Annotated in this window: 12 protein-coding genes; 4 read left to right on the top strand and 8 right to left on the bottom strand. The window is 59.6% G+C overall.

Translation table 11 applies throughout. From position 1 onward, the window contains the following. Nucleotides 1-79: 79 nt before the first annotated feature. On the bottom strand, nt 80-538 hold the full coding sequence (locus AWB76_RS34390; RefSeq protein WP_061164559.1) for a hypothetical protein: 459 nt from the start codon (nt 536-538) through the stop codon (nt 80-82). 163 nt (nt 539-701) lie between these two features. Between AWB76_RS34390 and AWB76_RS34395 the strand changes: the two genes are divergently transcribed. After that, nucleotides 702-1,349, top strand: a complete 648-nt coding sequence (locus AWB76_RS34395) for a TetR/AcrR family transcriptional regulator (RefSeq protein WP_061164560.1) — start codon at nt 702-704, stop codon at nt 1,347-1,349. 126 nt (nt 1,350-1,475) lie between these two features. Here AWB76_RS34395 and AWB76_RS34400 read toward each other — a convergent pair whose 3' ends face one another. After that, nucleotides 1,476-2,381, bottom strand: a complete 906-nt coding sequence (locus tag AWB76_RS34400; RefSeq protein ID WP_061164561.1) for a LysR family transcriptional regulator — start codon at nt 2,379-2,381, stop codon at nt 1,476-1,478. A 104-nt stretch (nt 2,382-2,485) separates the two neighbouring features. Here AWB76_RS34400 and AWB76_RS34405 point away from each other — a divergent pair, with 104 nt between their 5' ends. Both AWB76_RS34405 and AWB76_RS34410 read left to right on the top strand, forming a co-directional pair. Next, a complete protein-coding gene (locus AWB76_RS34405; RefSeq protein WP_061164562.1) occupies nt 2,486-3,586 on the top strand; it encodes an alkene reductase in 1,101 nt (366 codons plus the stop codon). A 27-nt stretch (nt 3,587-3,613) separates the two neighbouring features. Next, the gene (locus AWB76_RS34410) at nt 3,614-4,291 is read left to right on the top strand and encodes a peroxiredoxin-like family protein (protein WP_061164563.1); all 678 of its coding nucleotides are present in this window, start codon (nt 3,614-3,616) and stop codon (nt 4,289-4,291) included. Between the two features lie 465 nt (nt 4,292-4,756). Here AWB76_RS34410 and AWB76_RS34415 read toward each other — a convergent pair whose 3' ends face one another. The 6 genes from AWB76_RS34415 to AWB76_RS34430 all read right to left on the bottom strand — a co-directional run bounded on the left by AWB76_RS34415 (nt 4,757) and on the right by AWB76_RS34430 (nt 12,219). Further along, entirely contained in the window at nt 4,757-6,301 is a 1,545-nt protein-coding gene (locus AWB76_RS34415; RefSeq protein ID WP_061164564.1) for a methyl-accepting chemotaxis protein, read from the bottom strand. Nucleotides 6,302-6,504: 203 nt separating this feature from the next. Beyond that, on the bottom strand, nt 6,505-7,248 hold the full coding sequence (locus tag AWB76_RS34420) for an SDR family NAD(P)-dependent oxidoreductase (RefSeq protein ID WP_061164565.1): 744 nt from the start codon (nt 7,246-7,248) through the stop codon (nt 6,505-6,507). 195 nt (nt 7,249-7,443) lie between these two features. Continuing rightward, nucleotides 7,444-7,755: a hypothetical protein gene (locus tag AWB76_RS41285; protein WP_157696271.1), complete on the bottom strand. Its 312-nt coding sequence runs from the start codon at nt 7,753-7,755 to the stop codon at nt 7,444-7,446. A gap of 447 nt (nt 7,756-8,202) precedes the next feature. Then, complete coding sequence (locus AWB76_RS42425) at nt 8,203-8,922, bottom strand: EAL domain-containing protein (protein WP_244173575.1); 720 nt, start codon at nt 8,920-8,922, stop codon at nt 8,203-8,205. Continuing rightward, a complete protein-coding gene (locus AWB76_RS42430; protein ID WP_244173579.1) occupies nt 8,870-9,697 on the bottom strand; it encodes a CSS-motif domain-containing protein in 828 nt (275 codons plus the stop codon). Before AWB76_RS42430 ends, AWB76_RS42425 begins: the two co-directional genes overlap by 53 nt. 278 nt (nt 9,698-9,975) lie before the next feature. Further along, a complete protein-coding gene (locus AWB76_RS34430) occupies nt 9,976-12,219 on the bottom strand; it encodes a PAS domain S-box protein (protein WP_082864595.1) in 2,244 nt (747 codons plus the stop codon). A gap of 537 nt (nt 12,220-12,756) precedes the next feature. Between AWB76_RS34430 and AWB76_RS34435 the strand changes: the two genes are divergently transcribed. Then, a partial coding sequence (locus AWB76_RS34435) for an IS701 family transposase (RefSeq protein ID WP_157696272.1) occupies nt 12,757-13,382 on the top strand: 626 nt, incomplete at its 3' end.

Below are 13,382 nucleotides of genomic sequence, written 5' to 3' on the forward strand. Positions count from 1 at the left end.
TCTCCTAAAATAATTTCGGCGGTAGAAGACGTCATAGCGGCCAAACCAGCGAAATTCTTAAGGGCTTGCCGAAAAGTCCTTATTTGGACCGTCGTTTTAGAACCTTCAGCAGCCACGCGTCGACGGGGCGCGCACTTGCTAGGTCCACAAATATGGGCAAACTGCCGCCGACGATGTCGCGCGACTCAACGGCGACAACCGCCGGTTTCCATGGTTCGCCAACTCGCCGAGTGCCCGGCAGGTCAGCCGCGTTGAAGTCGAGCGAGTACTCGATGAATCCCTGATCCGTTTCCACCACGACGCGCGTGCGGTCGACGCGAATGCCCCGAAGCTCTTGGCCGACAATGCGACCGATGACGACGTCGAGTTCTTGCTCTCGCGCGAAGCGAACGGTTCCTGCGTTGTGGTTACGAAGCAGGTGGACCACAACAGCCGCTGTGGGCTTTTCTTCAAGTAGCACCAAGCGGTAAGTCGCGACGCGAGGCTCCCGTTTCTCATTCGCGTAGACGATGTCTCTGAGTTGACCTAGATACGCCATGCTCCCTCCGTTAGCTGCCGCGACACTATCGTCACGACTCACTACCGAGCCTACGGAGCGGCCAGCGAAGTCAAGGCAAGGCGGCAAACCGATCTAGGGTGCGATGTGGCGTTCATAATGCTGTCGAGCAGCCATATGCCGCCGCTAACTTTACCGACAAAAAATGGACAGCAAACCGCCGAAGTCAGTAGTCAAGCGTGACCCCGAGGGGACCCGCCGCCGCATTCTCGAAGCGGCAAAAGGTCAGTTCGCCAAGTTCGGACTAGCCGGCGCGCGGACCGACGCAATTGCCCAGGTCGCGGGTACGAACGAACGAATGCTCTACTACTACTTCGGCAGTAAGGAACTGCTCTATGTCGCCGTATTGGAGTCCATGTACGCCGACTACGCGCAGAAGGAGAGCGAGCTGGACCTGAGCGGCCTGCAGCCTCGCGAGGCGATGGCAGCGCTCGCAACCTCAATCTGGGCGCATCTATGGGACAACCCCGAATGGATCGGCCTGATCAACAACGAGAACCTGCATCAGGGCCGGTACCTGAAGTCTTCAGAAAAACTCAGCGAGACGATCTTGCCAGTGGTTGAAGTCGTCAGGTCGATTCTTGCGCGCGGAGCCGATGCAGGACAGTTTCGTAGCGGAATCGATCCGCTTGACTTTTATGTCACGCTAGTTGGTATGGGCTACTACATCGCTTCAAACCGCTTCACTATCAACGCGTTCACCGGTCGCGATTATTCGCACTGGTCTGATCGGCAGAAGATCTCCGAAATGCATTTGGAGATGCTGGACGCCTATCTGCGTTCCGCAACGTAGCCGCGCGAACGCCGATGTGTCGAGTCGGCGCCGGCCGTTGCCGACCTGACCCTTAGCGGACCGACGGCCCACCCGGTAGCAGCCATTCGGCCAATCTTTCGCCGACTGCGGGCGGCAACGATCGGCCTACCCAACAGGCGAAAAAGGTGTTTTTGCCAGGCATTCGCTGATGAAAGCTGCAAAGGCGCGCGCCTTCGCAGTCGCTTGCCGCCCTGCCGGATAAACAGCCCAAAGATCAAGTGAAGGGAGCGTCCAGTCGCGAAGAACAGTCTCAACACGATGGAGATCGATCTCTGGCTGGAACATCCACTCCGTGGAAACTGCCAACCCCATGCCTGCGAAGACGGCCTCACGTACGCCCTCGGCTGCGGTGGTGCTGATCATGTTCCTGAGCGTCACCACCTCAGACTTCACGCCCTTTCGAAAAGTCCATGTTTCTCCGCCACCGCCCTGCGCATAGATGACGGCAGGGAAGTTTGGTAGATCACTGGGTCGTTTAGGCGTGCCATGCCGATCAAGATAGTCGGAAGTCGCAACGACTAAGCGTCGGGACGTGGCGATCCGTTTTCCCGTTACTGTCATCGACTTGGGATCTCCCATCCGCAGCGCAATGTCGATGTTCTCTCCGATCAGGTCGACGCTACGGTCGTCGAGAATTGCTTCCACGGTGAGTGCAGGATGCGCCTCAAGAAAAGCCCGTAGCACCGGCATGACGTGTAGCCGGGCAAACGTCACAGTCGCACTGAAGCGCAAACGCCCCGTCAACCCAGTCCCGGCTCCAGTCGCAGCCAGGTCCGCTTCGTTTGCTTCGTCGAGCGCACGCTTCGCCCGCTCGTAAAAACCTTGACCTGCCTCGGTCGGCGTTAACCCGCGCGTCGAACGTGAAAGAAGTCGCGTTCCCAGTCGTTCTTCAAGCTGTGCAACAGCTTTTGATATCGAGGGCTGACCAACCCTGAGTTGGCGCGCAGCTGCCGAAAAGGAGCCCGTTTCAATAACGCGCACGAATGCTTCCATGGTCGCGAATCGGTCCACGGGTCATTCTCCATTGGAATGAGTGTTATCGAAAATAGCAGTCTACTGCTTTTTCATGGAATAACTTAACTTGCTCACTCAGCACATCAATTTGGTGGTTTTTCATGAGCAAGCTTTTCAGCCCTACAGCGATCGGTCCATACGAGATTGCCCATCGCGTGGTTCTCGCTCCCCTGACAAGAATGCGCTCCGAGGCGGGCGACGTACCCGGCGACCTGATGGTTCATTACTACCGGCAACGCGCGAGCAAAGGCGGCTTCATGATTGCCGAAGCATCGCCGGTCTCGAAGCGAGGAATCGCTTATGCCGGTGCGCCGGGAATTTATGGCGATCATCAGATCGCGGGATGGCGCAGGGTCACGGATGCCGTGCACGCAGCCGGCTCGACTATCTTTTTGCAGCTTTGGCACAGTGGCCGCCAGTCTCATCCCGATATCATCGACGGCGAAACACCCATCGGGCCATCCGCCTTGCGCGCCGACGGCCTTGGTTTCTCTAGGAATGGTGAGATCGAATTTGCGATGCCTCGTGCGCTCGAACTGGACGAAATACCTGAACTTATTGCTCAATTTCGTCGGGCATCGGAGCGTGCGATGGAAGCAGGATTCGATGGCGTCGAGCTGCACTCCGCGAACGGCTATCTTGCCGATCAGTTCCTGCAGGATGGTAGCAACATCCGCACCGATGCATACGGCGGAACAAAAGAGAATCGAGCGCGATTTCTGATCGAATTAGTGGAGGCAATGACCTCTGTCTGGGGCGGGGATCGAACCGCCGTCCGGCTCTCTCCGAGCGGGACGTTCGGTGGGATGTCCGACAGCGATCCGGCAGCAACATTCTCCAACGCGACGCAAGCGCTGAACCGCTTCGGCCTCGCCTATCTTCACGTCATCGAGCCCCGCATCAAAGGCACCGAGGAAATCGAAGACGGTGCTCAACCGATCGCCGCGGCCATGCTGCGGGGAATCTTCCATGGCTCGGTTATGGCAGCCGGTGGTTTCGATCGCGACAGTGCCGAAGCCATCATTGAATCCGGTGTTGCCGACACAGTCGCCTTTGGACGCGCCTTCCTCGCGAACCCCGATCTTCCGGAACGATTCCGGAGCAACGTGCCGCTCAACGGCTATGACCGCTCGACGTTCTATGGCGGCGATCACCGCGGCTATCTCGACTATCCCTTTTACGCTGATGTACCCAAGACGTAATTTTTATCACCTGAAAGAGGTCTTCTCATGTCACTGCAAGACAAGCTCGACGCATTCCGTGCCAACTTCGAGGCCGGCGGCCCTCCTTACAACGCACCGTCACACATTCACGAACCGATGCATCGCGCCACGCGCGAACTCATCGAGTCCAGTGCCGCTGCAAAGGCGCTGAAGGTTGGAGACAAGGCCCCAACCTTCACCCTGAAAGATGCGGAAGGAACGCCGCACTCGTCTACTGATCTCCTCGCGAATGGCCCGCTGATCGTCACGTTCTATCGCGGCGTATGGTGCCCGTACTGCAACTTCGATCTGCAGGCGATTCAGGCCGCGCTCCCGGAGCTTGAAAGCCGGGGTGCCCAACTCGTCGCGATTTCACCGCAGACCGCTCCGAATAGTCGGCGTAGCCAGCGCGAGAACCACGTAAGCTTCCCCATCCTATCGGATCCAGGCAATGAAGTCGCAGCGGCATTCGGTATCCGGTTCAAGTTGCCCGACTATTTGGCGGACCTGTACAAGACCGCTTTCAAAAACGATCTAGCCGTTGCGAACGGTGAGCCGAGCTGGACGTTGCCGATGCCAGCGCGATTCGTCATCGGGCAAGACGACGTGATCCTTTATGCTGAAGTTAATCCGGACTACACGCGCCGGCCCGACCCCGAAGAACTGCTGCCCGTGCTTGATCGGGTCAAAGAACGCACTGTGTGAGTGATGCGTGAAGGGCGCACAAGACCTCGTTCTTGTGCGCCCTTCGAGGCGGTCGCGCTATACGCCGGGCGATCCACGTAAGAGTGCCCTTCGCAGCAATATCACCCTCTGAGGCGAAGAAATCGTGGAGCGCCGACCGGCGATTTCGCTTGTGCCCAGAAGGGCTCTTCTGGAGGAGATAACAGCGCGTTGGGCTAGCTCGCCTCTCGATATCGGCGGCGTTGTCGACAATTCTGAGGCAAGGTCGGCCGGCCGCTTCTGGCCGATCCCCGAAGTTGGTAGGACGCGCGGCTCGCCGCTGAACGCGCTGGCCGGCGAGCTTCGCTTGCCGGACCCGTACCTGCCGTTCCAAGCTGAGCAACCAGGAACGGCCGCTTCCAAAGTGCTTGGGGCGCGCCCTTCCCGTCAAAAATAGGGTGTGTCAGCCGTCCTCGGCAGTATTTACAGGTCGTTTTCAGCTATGCGTCAGACGACAAAAACCGTCGTCGACGCGCGCAACTCGCCGGCTTGGGCTTCGAGTGCATTCGTGGCAGCCGCGGCCTCTTCAACGAGCGCCGCATTCTGTTGCGTCACCTCGTCCATTTGCGATACCGCCTGGTTGACTTGTTCGATGCCCTTGCTTTGCTCTTCAGACGCTGCGGCAATCTCGCTCATCAGCCCCGTGACTCGCTTAATGGCTTCTGTGATCTGCGTCATGGTTGCACCGGCATCCTCGACGTGCGTCGTTCCAGCGCGCACACGTTCAACGGATCTGTCGATCAACTCGCGGACTTCTTTCGATGCCGCTGACGATCGTTGCGCGAGGGATCGTACTTCCGAGGCGACGACAGCAAAGCCTCGCCCGTGCTCGCCTGCTCGCGCGGCTTCGACGGCAGCGTTCAGTGCCAGGATGTTGGTCTGAAACGCTATGCCCTCGATGATTCCGGCAATATCCGCGATCTGCCTGGAGTCGCTGTTGATCGCTTCCATCGTCGCGACGACATCGGAGACGACACTTGCGCCACGGTCGGCGACGTCTGCCGCTGCAGAAGCTAGACGATTTCCTTCCTGCGCGTTACTCGCATTGTGAGTAACCGTCGACGTCAACTCTTCCATGCTCGCTGCAGTCTGCTGCAGTGATGCCGCCTGTTGCTCCGTACGCTGAGAAAGATCGAGGTTGCCGGCCGCAATCTGATTCGACGCAGTGGCGATCGAATCCGCGGACGTCTTGATGGCCGTGACGGTTTGCTTCAGTTGCCGTTGCATACGGCTGATCGCATACAGAAGGCTCGAGTGGTCGTCCGGTTCGGTCACGACCGCCACCGATAAGTCGTTGCTCGCAATCCCGTCTGCAATCTGAACCGCATATTCGGGCTCTCCGCCGAGCGTGCGTCGCAGGGAACGGTTGAGCAACACTGTAGTCAGCGCAAGCAGCGCGGCCATGCCAGCGAACACCAGAAGCGCGCGATACATCGACCGCATGAAGTCCGCCTGAAGATCATCGAGGTAGACGCCCGTCAGAATCGTCCATTTCCACGGCCCGTACGAGACGACATGGCTGAGCTTGGACACGCTTTCGCTCGCGCCCGGCTTCGGCCAGCTATACCGAAGAAAGCCTTGGCCGTCGCGCTGTGCAAGCGCTACCGCATCGGACCACATGTGAACGCCGTCCTTGTCCCGAATGTCTTTGGCACTCTTGCCTTCCATATCCGGCTTCGTGGAGTGCATCACCAGCGTGACATCGGGATCGATGATCGCGAAATAGCCGTCTGCGCCGTAACGCATCACCCGCACGCGCTCCGCCGCCTGTTTGCGCGCTTCGGCGTCCGTGAGTTGCCCCGTCTGCACCTTTGCCGCGTAGTCTTTGATCGTATTGAGGGCTGCGTCCGTGACCGCCCCGAGCGTGGCGCGACGTTCCTCGAATCGGATTTCGCGCATTTCGAACGCATCAAAGATGGAAAGTGCAGTGAGGCAGACGAGGCTGATCGCCAAAGGGAGCCACATGCGCACCCGGAAAGGAATATTTTTCATTATTGGCCGCTAGGGAAAACCCTTGTTTACGGCAAGATCACCGATCACTTGAGCGACTGCATGCGGTTTGCGCCGAGGACGAAACGCCGCACCTTGGAAGACTCGGATGTGGCGTTTCTCGCAAGCCTATGGCGCGTTCCTCAGTTCATCGTTTGACGGACAATGACGCCCAACCGACCCAGACGTGGGTCGTGTTTCGCTGCCTACGTGAGATTCAGTCCCCCATCAGAGAGCAGAATCTCGCCCGTCAGATAATCCGAAGCGACGAGAAAAGCGACCGCCTGAGCAATATCCTCGGGGCTTGCGGCTCGTCGCATAGGCGAACGCTCTTTCCATAGCTGCTGGGCCTGCGTCCACTTTGCTGTGAGGGGTGTGTCCACCAGACCCGGCGCGACAGCATTCACGCGAATGTCTGGGGCAAGCGACAGCGCGAGCAAACGCGTCACGTGGTTTAGTGCCGCCTTGGTCGCCGCGTAGGGAATGGAGGCGCCCTTAGGGCGGACTCCTGCATGCGAACTGACGTTTACGACGCAACCCGGCCTTCCTTCCGCGGCAGCTTCACGCAGCGCCGACTGTGCTTCGGTTACGAGGCGAAACGGCGCGACGACATTAACTTCATGCAACTCCCGCCACACTTCCGGTGTGGCCGCCGCCATATCGGTATGGGGGATAACTCGACCGATGCCGGCGTTGTTGACCAGAACGTCGAGTCGGCCATATACGGCAATCGCTTCACGGATTAGCTTGACCCTGTCAGCATCATTCGCTAGGTCGGCTTGCACGTACGCCGCCGATCCGAGTTCACGGGCCAGTGCGTGTCCCGCTTCCGCCGAACTTCGCGAATGCAGGACGACCGAAAATCCGTCCAACGAAAGACGCCGGGCGATCGCTGAGCCGATACCTGAGGTCGAGCCAGTGACAAGGGCGACAGGTTGCGTGGTTGCCATAGATGCAGTGACGTTGAATGGTGTTTTTGGGGCTAGAAAACAGAATCACTTTGCCGGGGCGGCGAAGATCCGATTCCTGCGGGCGACACCTGGTTGTCGCTCGCAGCAGATTGTCGACGATCCATGCACCAGTGTCGAATGTCGCAAACTGGCCGACAAGCGCCCCGCGGTCCGAATTTCGTCAATATCAGGGCGTCAGCGATCGGCGTTTTGCCATTCCGGGGATTCATCGATGCGATCGCTCGGACCATTTTCAATGAAATCATCCTCAAAGGTCTGTCCGACCAAGTGATCGTAGTCCGTCGGCTCGCTATTCACGATGGCTCGGAACATCTGGATTAATGCGTTGCCATCGTGTAGATGTGCGACGACAACACGAGCGGTGCGCAAAGAAATAGACTCGCGAACGGGCGGAGCCGTGCTTCCGTCGTGTAGTTCGAAAGCAAAGCGATGAATCTCTTGATGCCCGTCCGGCAGCCGTGTATGTCCCCAAATTGTTGCTTTCATCCCTTGCGCCCTGACATGTTTTCCCCAAGGGCAGCAAGGTTGATGCCACGGCGGTCCTACCCGGAACCTGGCGAAAGGAAGTCAGCTAATGGCCCCGTCCGGCCGGATGTGGCCGGGCCTTGCCGACCCGCTTCGGTCCTTCGACGTCGCGTGGTGTCAATGGCCGGTGGCGTGCCCCAAACGGTCGTCTTTTGGCGTCATTGTTGGATACAGCGATGATGAAAGAGCCATGGCAGTCGCGCATGGATAACTGGCAAGAAAAACGCTGCTCAATCACGTCCATGGCCTGCTTTTCGGATAATTAAAGGATGATTAGACGCCGCACCCCCCGGCCGTCGAAAAATAGGCGGTGCGATGGCAAGCATCACGGAATTTTCAAGCGCCACTCGGGCGGTGAATTGAAGCGGCTCCGCGTGAGTGCGGAGCACCTGCTCCCGTCACGCTGCGTCAATTTACTGGATCGGCGGCAAATGCCACTGGAGGCCGAACGCCAAAAAGTTCGTCGGCGCTCACCGGCCGTTGGTACAGATAGCCCTGACCGTAGGGAATGCCCAGCTTCCGCAGCGCGTTGTGCTGCGCTTCCGTTTCGACGCCTTCGGCGATCACCTGCATGCCATAGTGGCCTGCCACAGCGGCAATTCCTTCAATATGGTTCGCACCGCCATTGTCAACATGCTCGATGAACTGCCTGTCGATCTTTACGAAATCGAACGGGAACCTTCCAAGCAAATCGAGGTTGCTGTTCTCCGTACCGAAGTCGTCAAGTGCGAAACGAACTCCTTGTTCTCGCAGGGTCTGGAAGATCTTCTGAACACGGGGATGCCGAGCCAGCAGGAAACGCTCGGTGACTTCGAGCACGAGAATCGTCGATTCGGGCAGTCGTTCAGTGAGCGCCAGCAGTTCCGACACGAACCCCTTGCGTTCGAGGTCCATCGGCGCCACGTTGACAGCGATCCGGAACGGCGCGCTTTCGGTCGTCCTCCGGACATCGGCCGTGGCCCTTTGCAGCACAAACCGGGTGACGTCGGCGAGAAGGTTGCTTTTTTCAAGCTCCGCCATAAACACAGCGGGGCTGATTGGCCCCCAGCGAGGATGAGTCCAGCGCAGCAAGGCTTCAGCGCCCACGGTGCGGCGGGTCGCGATGTCGACGACCGGTTGATAAACCACCTCGAGCTGACCGGTCCGGAGCCCTTGTTTGACGGCCGACAGCAACAGTCGCCGCGGCGCGAAAGCAAGCAGGTAAGACGCGGCAATCAGAAGACTCAGCAGCACCCCGGTCCCGCAACAGATCGCACCGTACTTCCAGCGCATCTGCGATGCAAAAGCAGGCGATGCCGTCACCGTCACGGAGAAGGGGGAGCCCGGCCGATCCCACCAGCGTGCGGGGGCGAGGCGCCGCAGCAACGCCGGTGGCGAAAGATACGCCGTGTTCGTCAATCGCACCGGATCCGGTGACAGACAGCGTCACCTTGCTTGCGCCGTAGCGCAGGCCGTGCGCCAGGATATCTGCGACGTACGCCCCTTCAATGACGTACAGCAGGCCGGTGCCGTGTCCAGTCGAGCGAAAGACCGGCAGTACGGGGACCGCAGGCTGGTAAGGGGTGCCGCGGATCAGGCTGATGCCGAGATCGCGTTGCGCGGTGGAGATGTACGCCGACAAGGGTACGTTCATCGGTCCCAACGCAGAGGAGCAATAGAGGTGTCCATTCTGAAAGAGGTTGACGCCGCGCACGTAGCGGACGTGTGTCTTCAATTCGGCGAGCAGCTTCGCCTCAGTTTCACAACGCTGACCCGGCAGTCGGTCGAGCGGCTCGCGCTGGCTCGACATCACATGACGCAGGATGCGCTCGACCGATTCGATCATGTCGCCAGCGACGAGTTCTTCGCGGCGGTGGATTGCGCCGTTCGCGTAGTGCTCGCCGAGCGCCACGGCGGACAGCATCACGCAGACGCCGGCAATAAGCGCACCTGCTCCCCCAGAGATTGCGAGAGACGCCACGCTCCCAGGTGGGGCCGCGATTGGGAAAGAGAGACGCGAACGGTCCGGCGGCTCGGAGCTTAAACACTTCGAAATTTATTGTGCGGAAATCGAATGAAGACGCAAGCGTCGCTCAGTCATCTTAGTTGTTCCTCGCCGACGAGTTAAGTGCCACTCGCCTGCGGGAAACGATGGATTTTGGGTGATAGCCAAAGGACAGGTCTAACGGCCCATAAGCGCCGTCACCGTACCGCGATGCTCGGAGCCAGGGTATAACCGTTCCGGCCCTTGCGTTTCGCTTCGTACATCGCCTTGTCGGCAGCGGCGAGCAGCATGCCGGGCGTCGTGGCGGCGTGCCCGTCCCATATCACGGCGCCCACGCTCGTCGCAATCGTGACCTCGCTGCCCGCCACGTCGAACGGCGTTCGCAGAGCCTCGCAAATCGATTCGGCGATACGCGCTGCCGTCACGTCTTCAGCTACACCGTGACTCAGGATCACGAACTCGTCGCCAGCGAGCCGGCTGACAAAATCCGTACTCCGTATGGTTTTCTGAAGACGCCTGCCGACCTGATTCAACAACGCGTCGCCTGCTTCGTGGCCGTGCGCGTCGTTGACTTGCTTGAATCCGTCGAGGTCGAGAAAGAACACGGCGAGGGGCCGCCGCGCGAGCGCACCCGGGCCGATGGCGCGGTCAAGTTGCGCCGACAGCGCGCGACGGTTCGGCAGGCCGGTGAGCGCATCTCGCATCGCCTGAACGACGAGCTGTTGTTCCGCCTTTTTCCGGTCGGTCACGTCCTGCGCCATCATGTAGAAGCCAATGACCTCGCGCCCTCGTAGGTCGGGCACGAGCGACATGCTCCACGTCCGATGACGTAGCTCGTCGTCGTCGATGTCGTCGCACTGCACTCGCTCCCCAGCGAGCGCCCGGTGAAACGAAGGCAGCAGCGCCCGATAGAGCGCCCGCGGCATCACCGAAGCCAGCGGTTGTCCCCGCAATTGCGCGGTGCTCATGCCGATCAGCCTTCGATAGCCGTCGTTGTTGAACTGGTAACACAGATCCCGGTCGACGTAGGCAATCAGAACGGGCAAGCTATCGGTGATCTTCTGAATTGTTTCGCGGCTTTCGGCGACTTCTGCTTCGACTCGTTTGCGCTCGCTCACATCGGAGATAAAAGCGAAGAGGGTGTGACAATCGTCCGTCGACGCCGTCGATATTCGCAACTCGGCGGGAAAGGTGGCGCCGGAACGGCGCAGCGCGGACACTTCGGTCGCCTTCGAAAGGATCGATCCTCCTTTTGTGCGCAGGAAGCGACGCATGCCGTCTAGGTGCGCATCGCGCCATTCCGGCGGAATGATGATTTCGGCCATTGGCCGGCCCAGCACCTCGTGCCGCGCCCACCCAAACATGCGTACGGCTGCGTCGTTCCATTCCGTGACGTTGCCGCCCTCATCGATGGATACGTACGCAGCTTGCGCATTGTCGATGACGGCCTGCAGATGCCGGTTCTGCGCATGCAGTTCTGCAGTGCGTCGCGCGACCTGTTCCTCGAGCGCGCAACGATGTTCGATCTGGAGTCGCTCGTTCTCCTTACGCGCGTCGATATCCTCGACGACCGCTATAAAGTGCAGTGGATCGCCGTTTCCATCGCGCACGAGCGAGGCGTGCCACTGGACCCACTGTTGGATGCCGTCCTTGCGCAGATAGCGCTTCTCCAGCGTATAAGCTCCGATGCGCCCCGCGAGCAATTCGACCAGTCGTAACAATTCGTGTTCGAGATCCTCTTTGGGGGTGATCTGCTGGAAGGTGAGCGCGAGCAACTCGTCGGCCGTATAGCCGACCAATTCGCACAGGCGCGGATTGACTTCGATAAATCGGCCGTCGAGATCGACGATGGCCGCGCCCGTCGGCGTCTGATGAAAGATTGTGCGAAAGCGCGCTTCCGACAGATGGATCGCTTCAGCATCCGCCTGATGCAGTGCACGCGCCGATACGGCGGTTTTGCGCACGAGTAGTTCGCGCTCGACCGTGCGCGCCAAATCGCGCATCGCTGCGCGCTCGTCATCAGATAGCGTGCGTGCGACAGTATCGGTCGCGCATAGCGTGCCCAGTACGTAGCCATCCGCCGAGCGCAAGGGCACGCCTGCATAGAAGCGGACGCGCATCGGCCCGGTCACCGCGGGATTGTCGTAGAAGCGCGGATCTTCGCGCGCATCTTCGACGACGAGCACGTCCTCGGCCGTCAGTGCATGCGCGCAGAAAGCCATGTCCCGCGGCGTCTCGCACGTGCTTACGCCGATGCGCGATTTGAACCACAGACGATCGTCGTCGACGAACGTGATGAGCGCCACCGGCACCCGAAGCATGTGCGCAAGCAGGCGCGTGAGACGATCGAATGCCTCTTCGGCGGGAGTATCTAGAATTGCGAGGCTGCGCAGTACGCGCAATCGGTCGAGTTCGTTGGAAGGCAGCGGGGCAACTCGCATTTACAGGTCTGTATGAGGCGGTCCTCGGTCGAGGGACGATGCATGGTTTACGGCAGATTTGAGCGCGGGTTAAGGTTGACTGTCATCGGTGCTTCATTTCATCAACACGCCTATCTGCTCACCGACCGCCACGCCAAGCCTCGGCCGAATCCGGTGGCTGCTGGTCGCGTTTGCGCACAGGAAGTGCGGGCGAGGCAGGTGCAGCGAGCGCACGAGGCGGAGACTGACGCGTTTTTATGCCTGATAAGAGGACATATGGCAACGGCCCGGCCTGAAAGCACATTTGTAACCGGAGCCATGCTTCGGCGAGTCGTCGCAATCGTCGAACAGCGGCTAAGCCCCGTGAAATATAGAACCAAGTTCGATAAACCCACTCATTGAAAAAGGCCTCAACGGGGTGGGCCGCAGATGTCATCACTAGGGCAACGGTAGGAGCGAATGGTTCTGTGCGCCGGCTATTTCTTCCCTTAAGACCTGGTGGACGTCGGTGACTGCGCTATCCGTTAGGAGCTTCTTCGTCCTTTGCATGAGGAAGTGATGGACTGGGAGACGTCGTTCGAGGAGTATCTGGAACATCTATGTGAGGCAGTCAGACATAGCGATCGCCACTCCGGGTTGATTGGCTATTGCCAAGGCTTGATGCTGCCGATCCGGCGCAAGAGCGTGGAGCCGCTGGCAGCACATCTGGAACCTCAGCGCGTGAGTGCGCGGCACCAATCACTTCATCACTTCGTGTCGAAGTCGGAATGGTCTGACGCCGCGTTACTCGAGCAAGTGCGTCGCTGGGTGCTGCCGCACATGGATCCGGCAAAGGGCCTGTACTGGATCATCGATGACACGGGCTTCCCAAAGAAGGGAAAACATTCGGTTGGGGTGGCGCGGCAATATTGCGGGCAACTGGGCAAACAGGATAAGTGCCAGGTGGCCGTGAGCCTGTTGGTGGCCACCGAAGAGGCAAGCCTGCCGGTGGCTTATCAGCTTTATCTGCCACAGGAATGGGCCGATGATCCGCTACGGCGGGCGCAGGCTGGCGTGCCCGCCGAGATCGGGTTTGCGACCAAGCCGCAGATCGCACTCACGCAGTTGCGCGAGGCCCGGCAAAGCGGTGCACCGGACGGCGTCGTACTGGCCGATGCAGGATACGGAAACGACACTGCGTTTCG

Origin of the sequence: Caballeronia temeraria (assembly GCF_001544795.2) — a bacterium.
In the GTDB taxonomy this organism is placed as follows: domain Bacteria; phylum Pseudomonadota; class Gammaproteobacteria; order Burkholderiales; family Burkholderiaceae; genus Caballeronia; species Caballeronia temeraria.

Excerpts from the sequence above, each read along its gene's own strand:
- AWB76_RS34430 (WP_082864595.1), bottom strand. The coding sequence starts at position 12,219 with ATGCGAGTTGCCCCGCTGCCTTCCAACGAACTCGACCGATTGCGCGTA.
- AWB76_RS34415 (WP_061164564.1), bottom strand. The coding sequence starts at position 6,301 with ATGAAAAATATTCCTTTCCGGGTGCGCATGTGGCTCCCTTTGGCGATC.
- AWB76_RS34395 (WP_061164560.1), top strand. The coding sequence starts at position 702 with ATGGACAGCAAACCGCCGAAGTCAGTAGTCAAGCGTGACCCCGAGGGG.
- AWB76_RS34420 (WP_061164565.1), bottom strand. The coding sequence starts at position 7,248 with ATGGCAACCACGCAACCTGTCGCCCTTGTCACTGGCTCGACCTCAGGT.
- AWB76_RS41285 (WP_157696271.1), bottom strand. The coding sequence starts at position 7,755 with ATGAAAGCAACAATTTGGGGACATACACGGCTGCCGGACGGGCATCAA.
- AWB76_RS34405 (WP_061164562.1), top strand. The coding sequence starts at position 2,486 with ATGAGCAAGCTTTTCAGCCCTACAGCGATCGGTCCATACGAGATTGCC.
- AWB76_RS42430 (WP_244173579.1), bottom strand. The coding sequence starts at position 9,697 with ATGCTGTCCGCCGTGGCGCTCGGCGAGCACTACGCGAACGGCGCAATC.
- AWB76_RS34390 (WP_061164559.1), bottom strand. The coding sequence starts at position 538 with ATGGCGTATCTAGGTCAACTCAGAGACATCGTCTACGCGAATGAGAAA.
- AWB76_RS34410 (WP_061164563.1), top strand. The coding sequence starts at position 3,614 with ATGTCACTGCAAGACAAGCTCGACGCATTCCGTGCCAACTTCGAGGCC.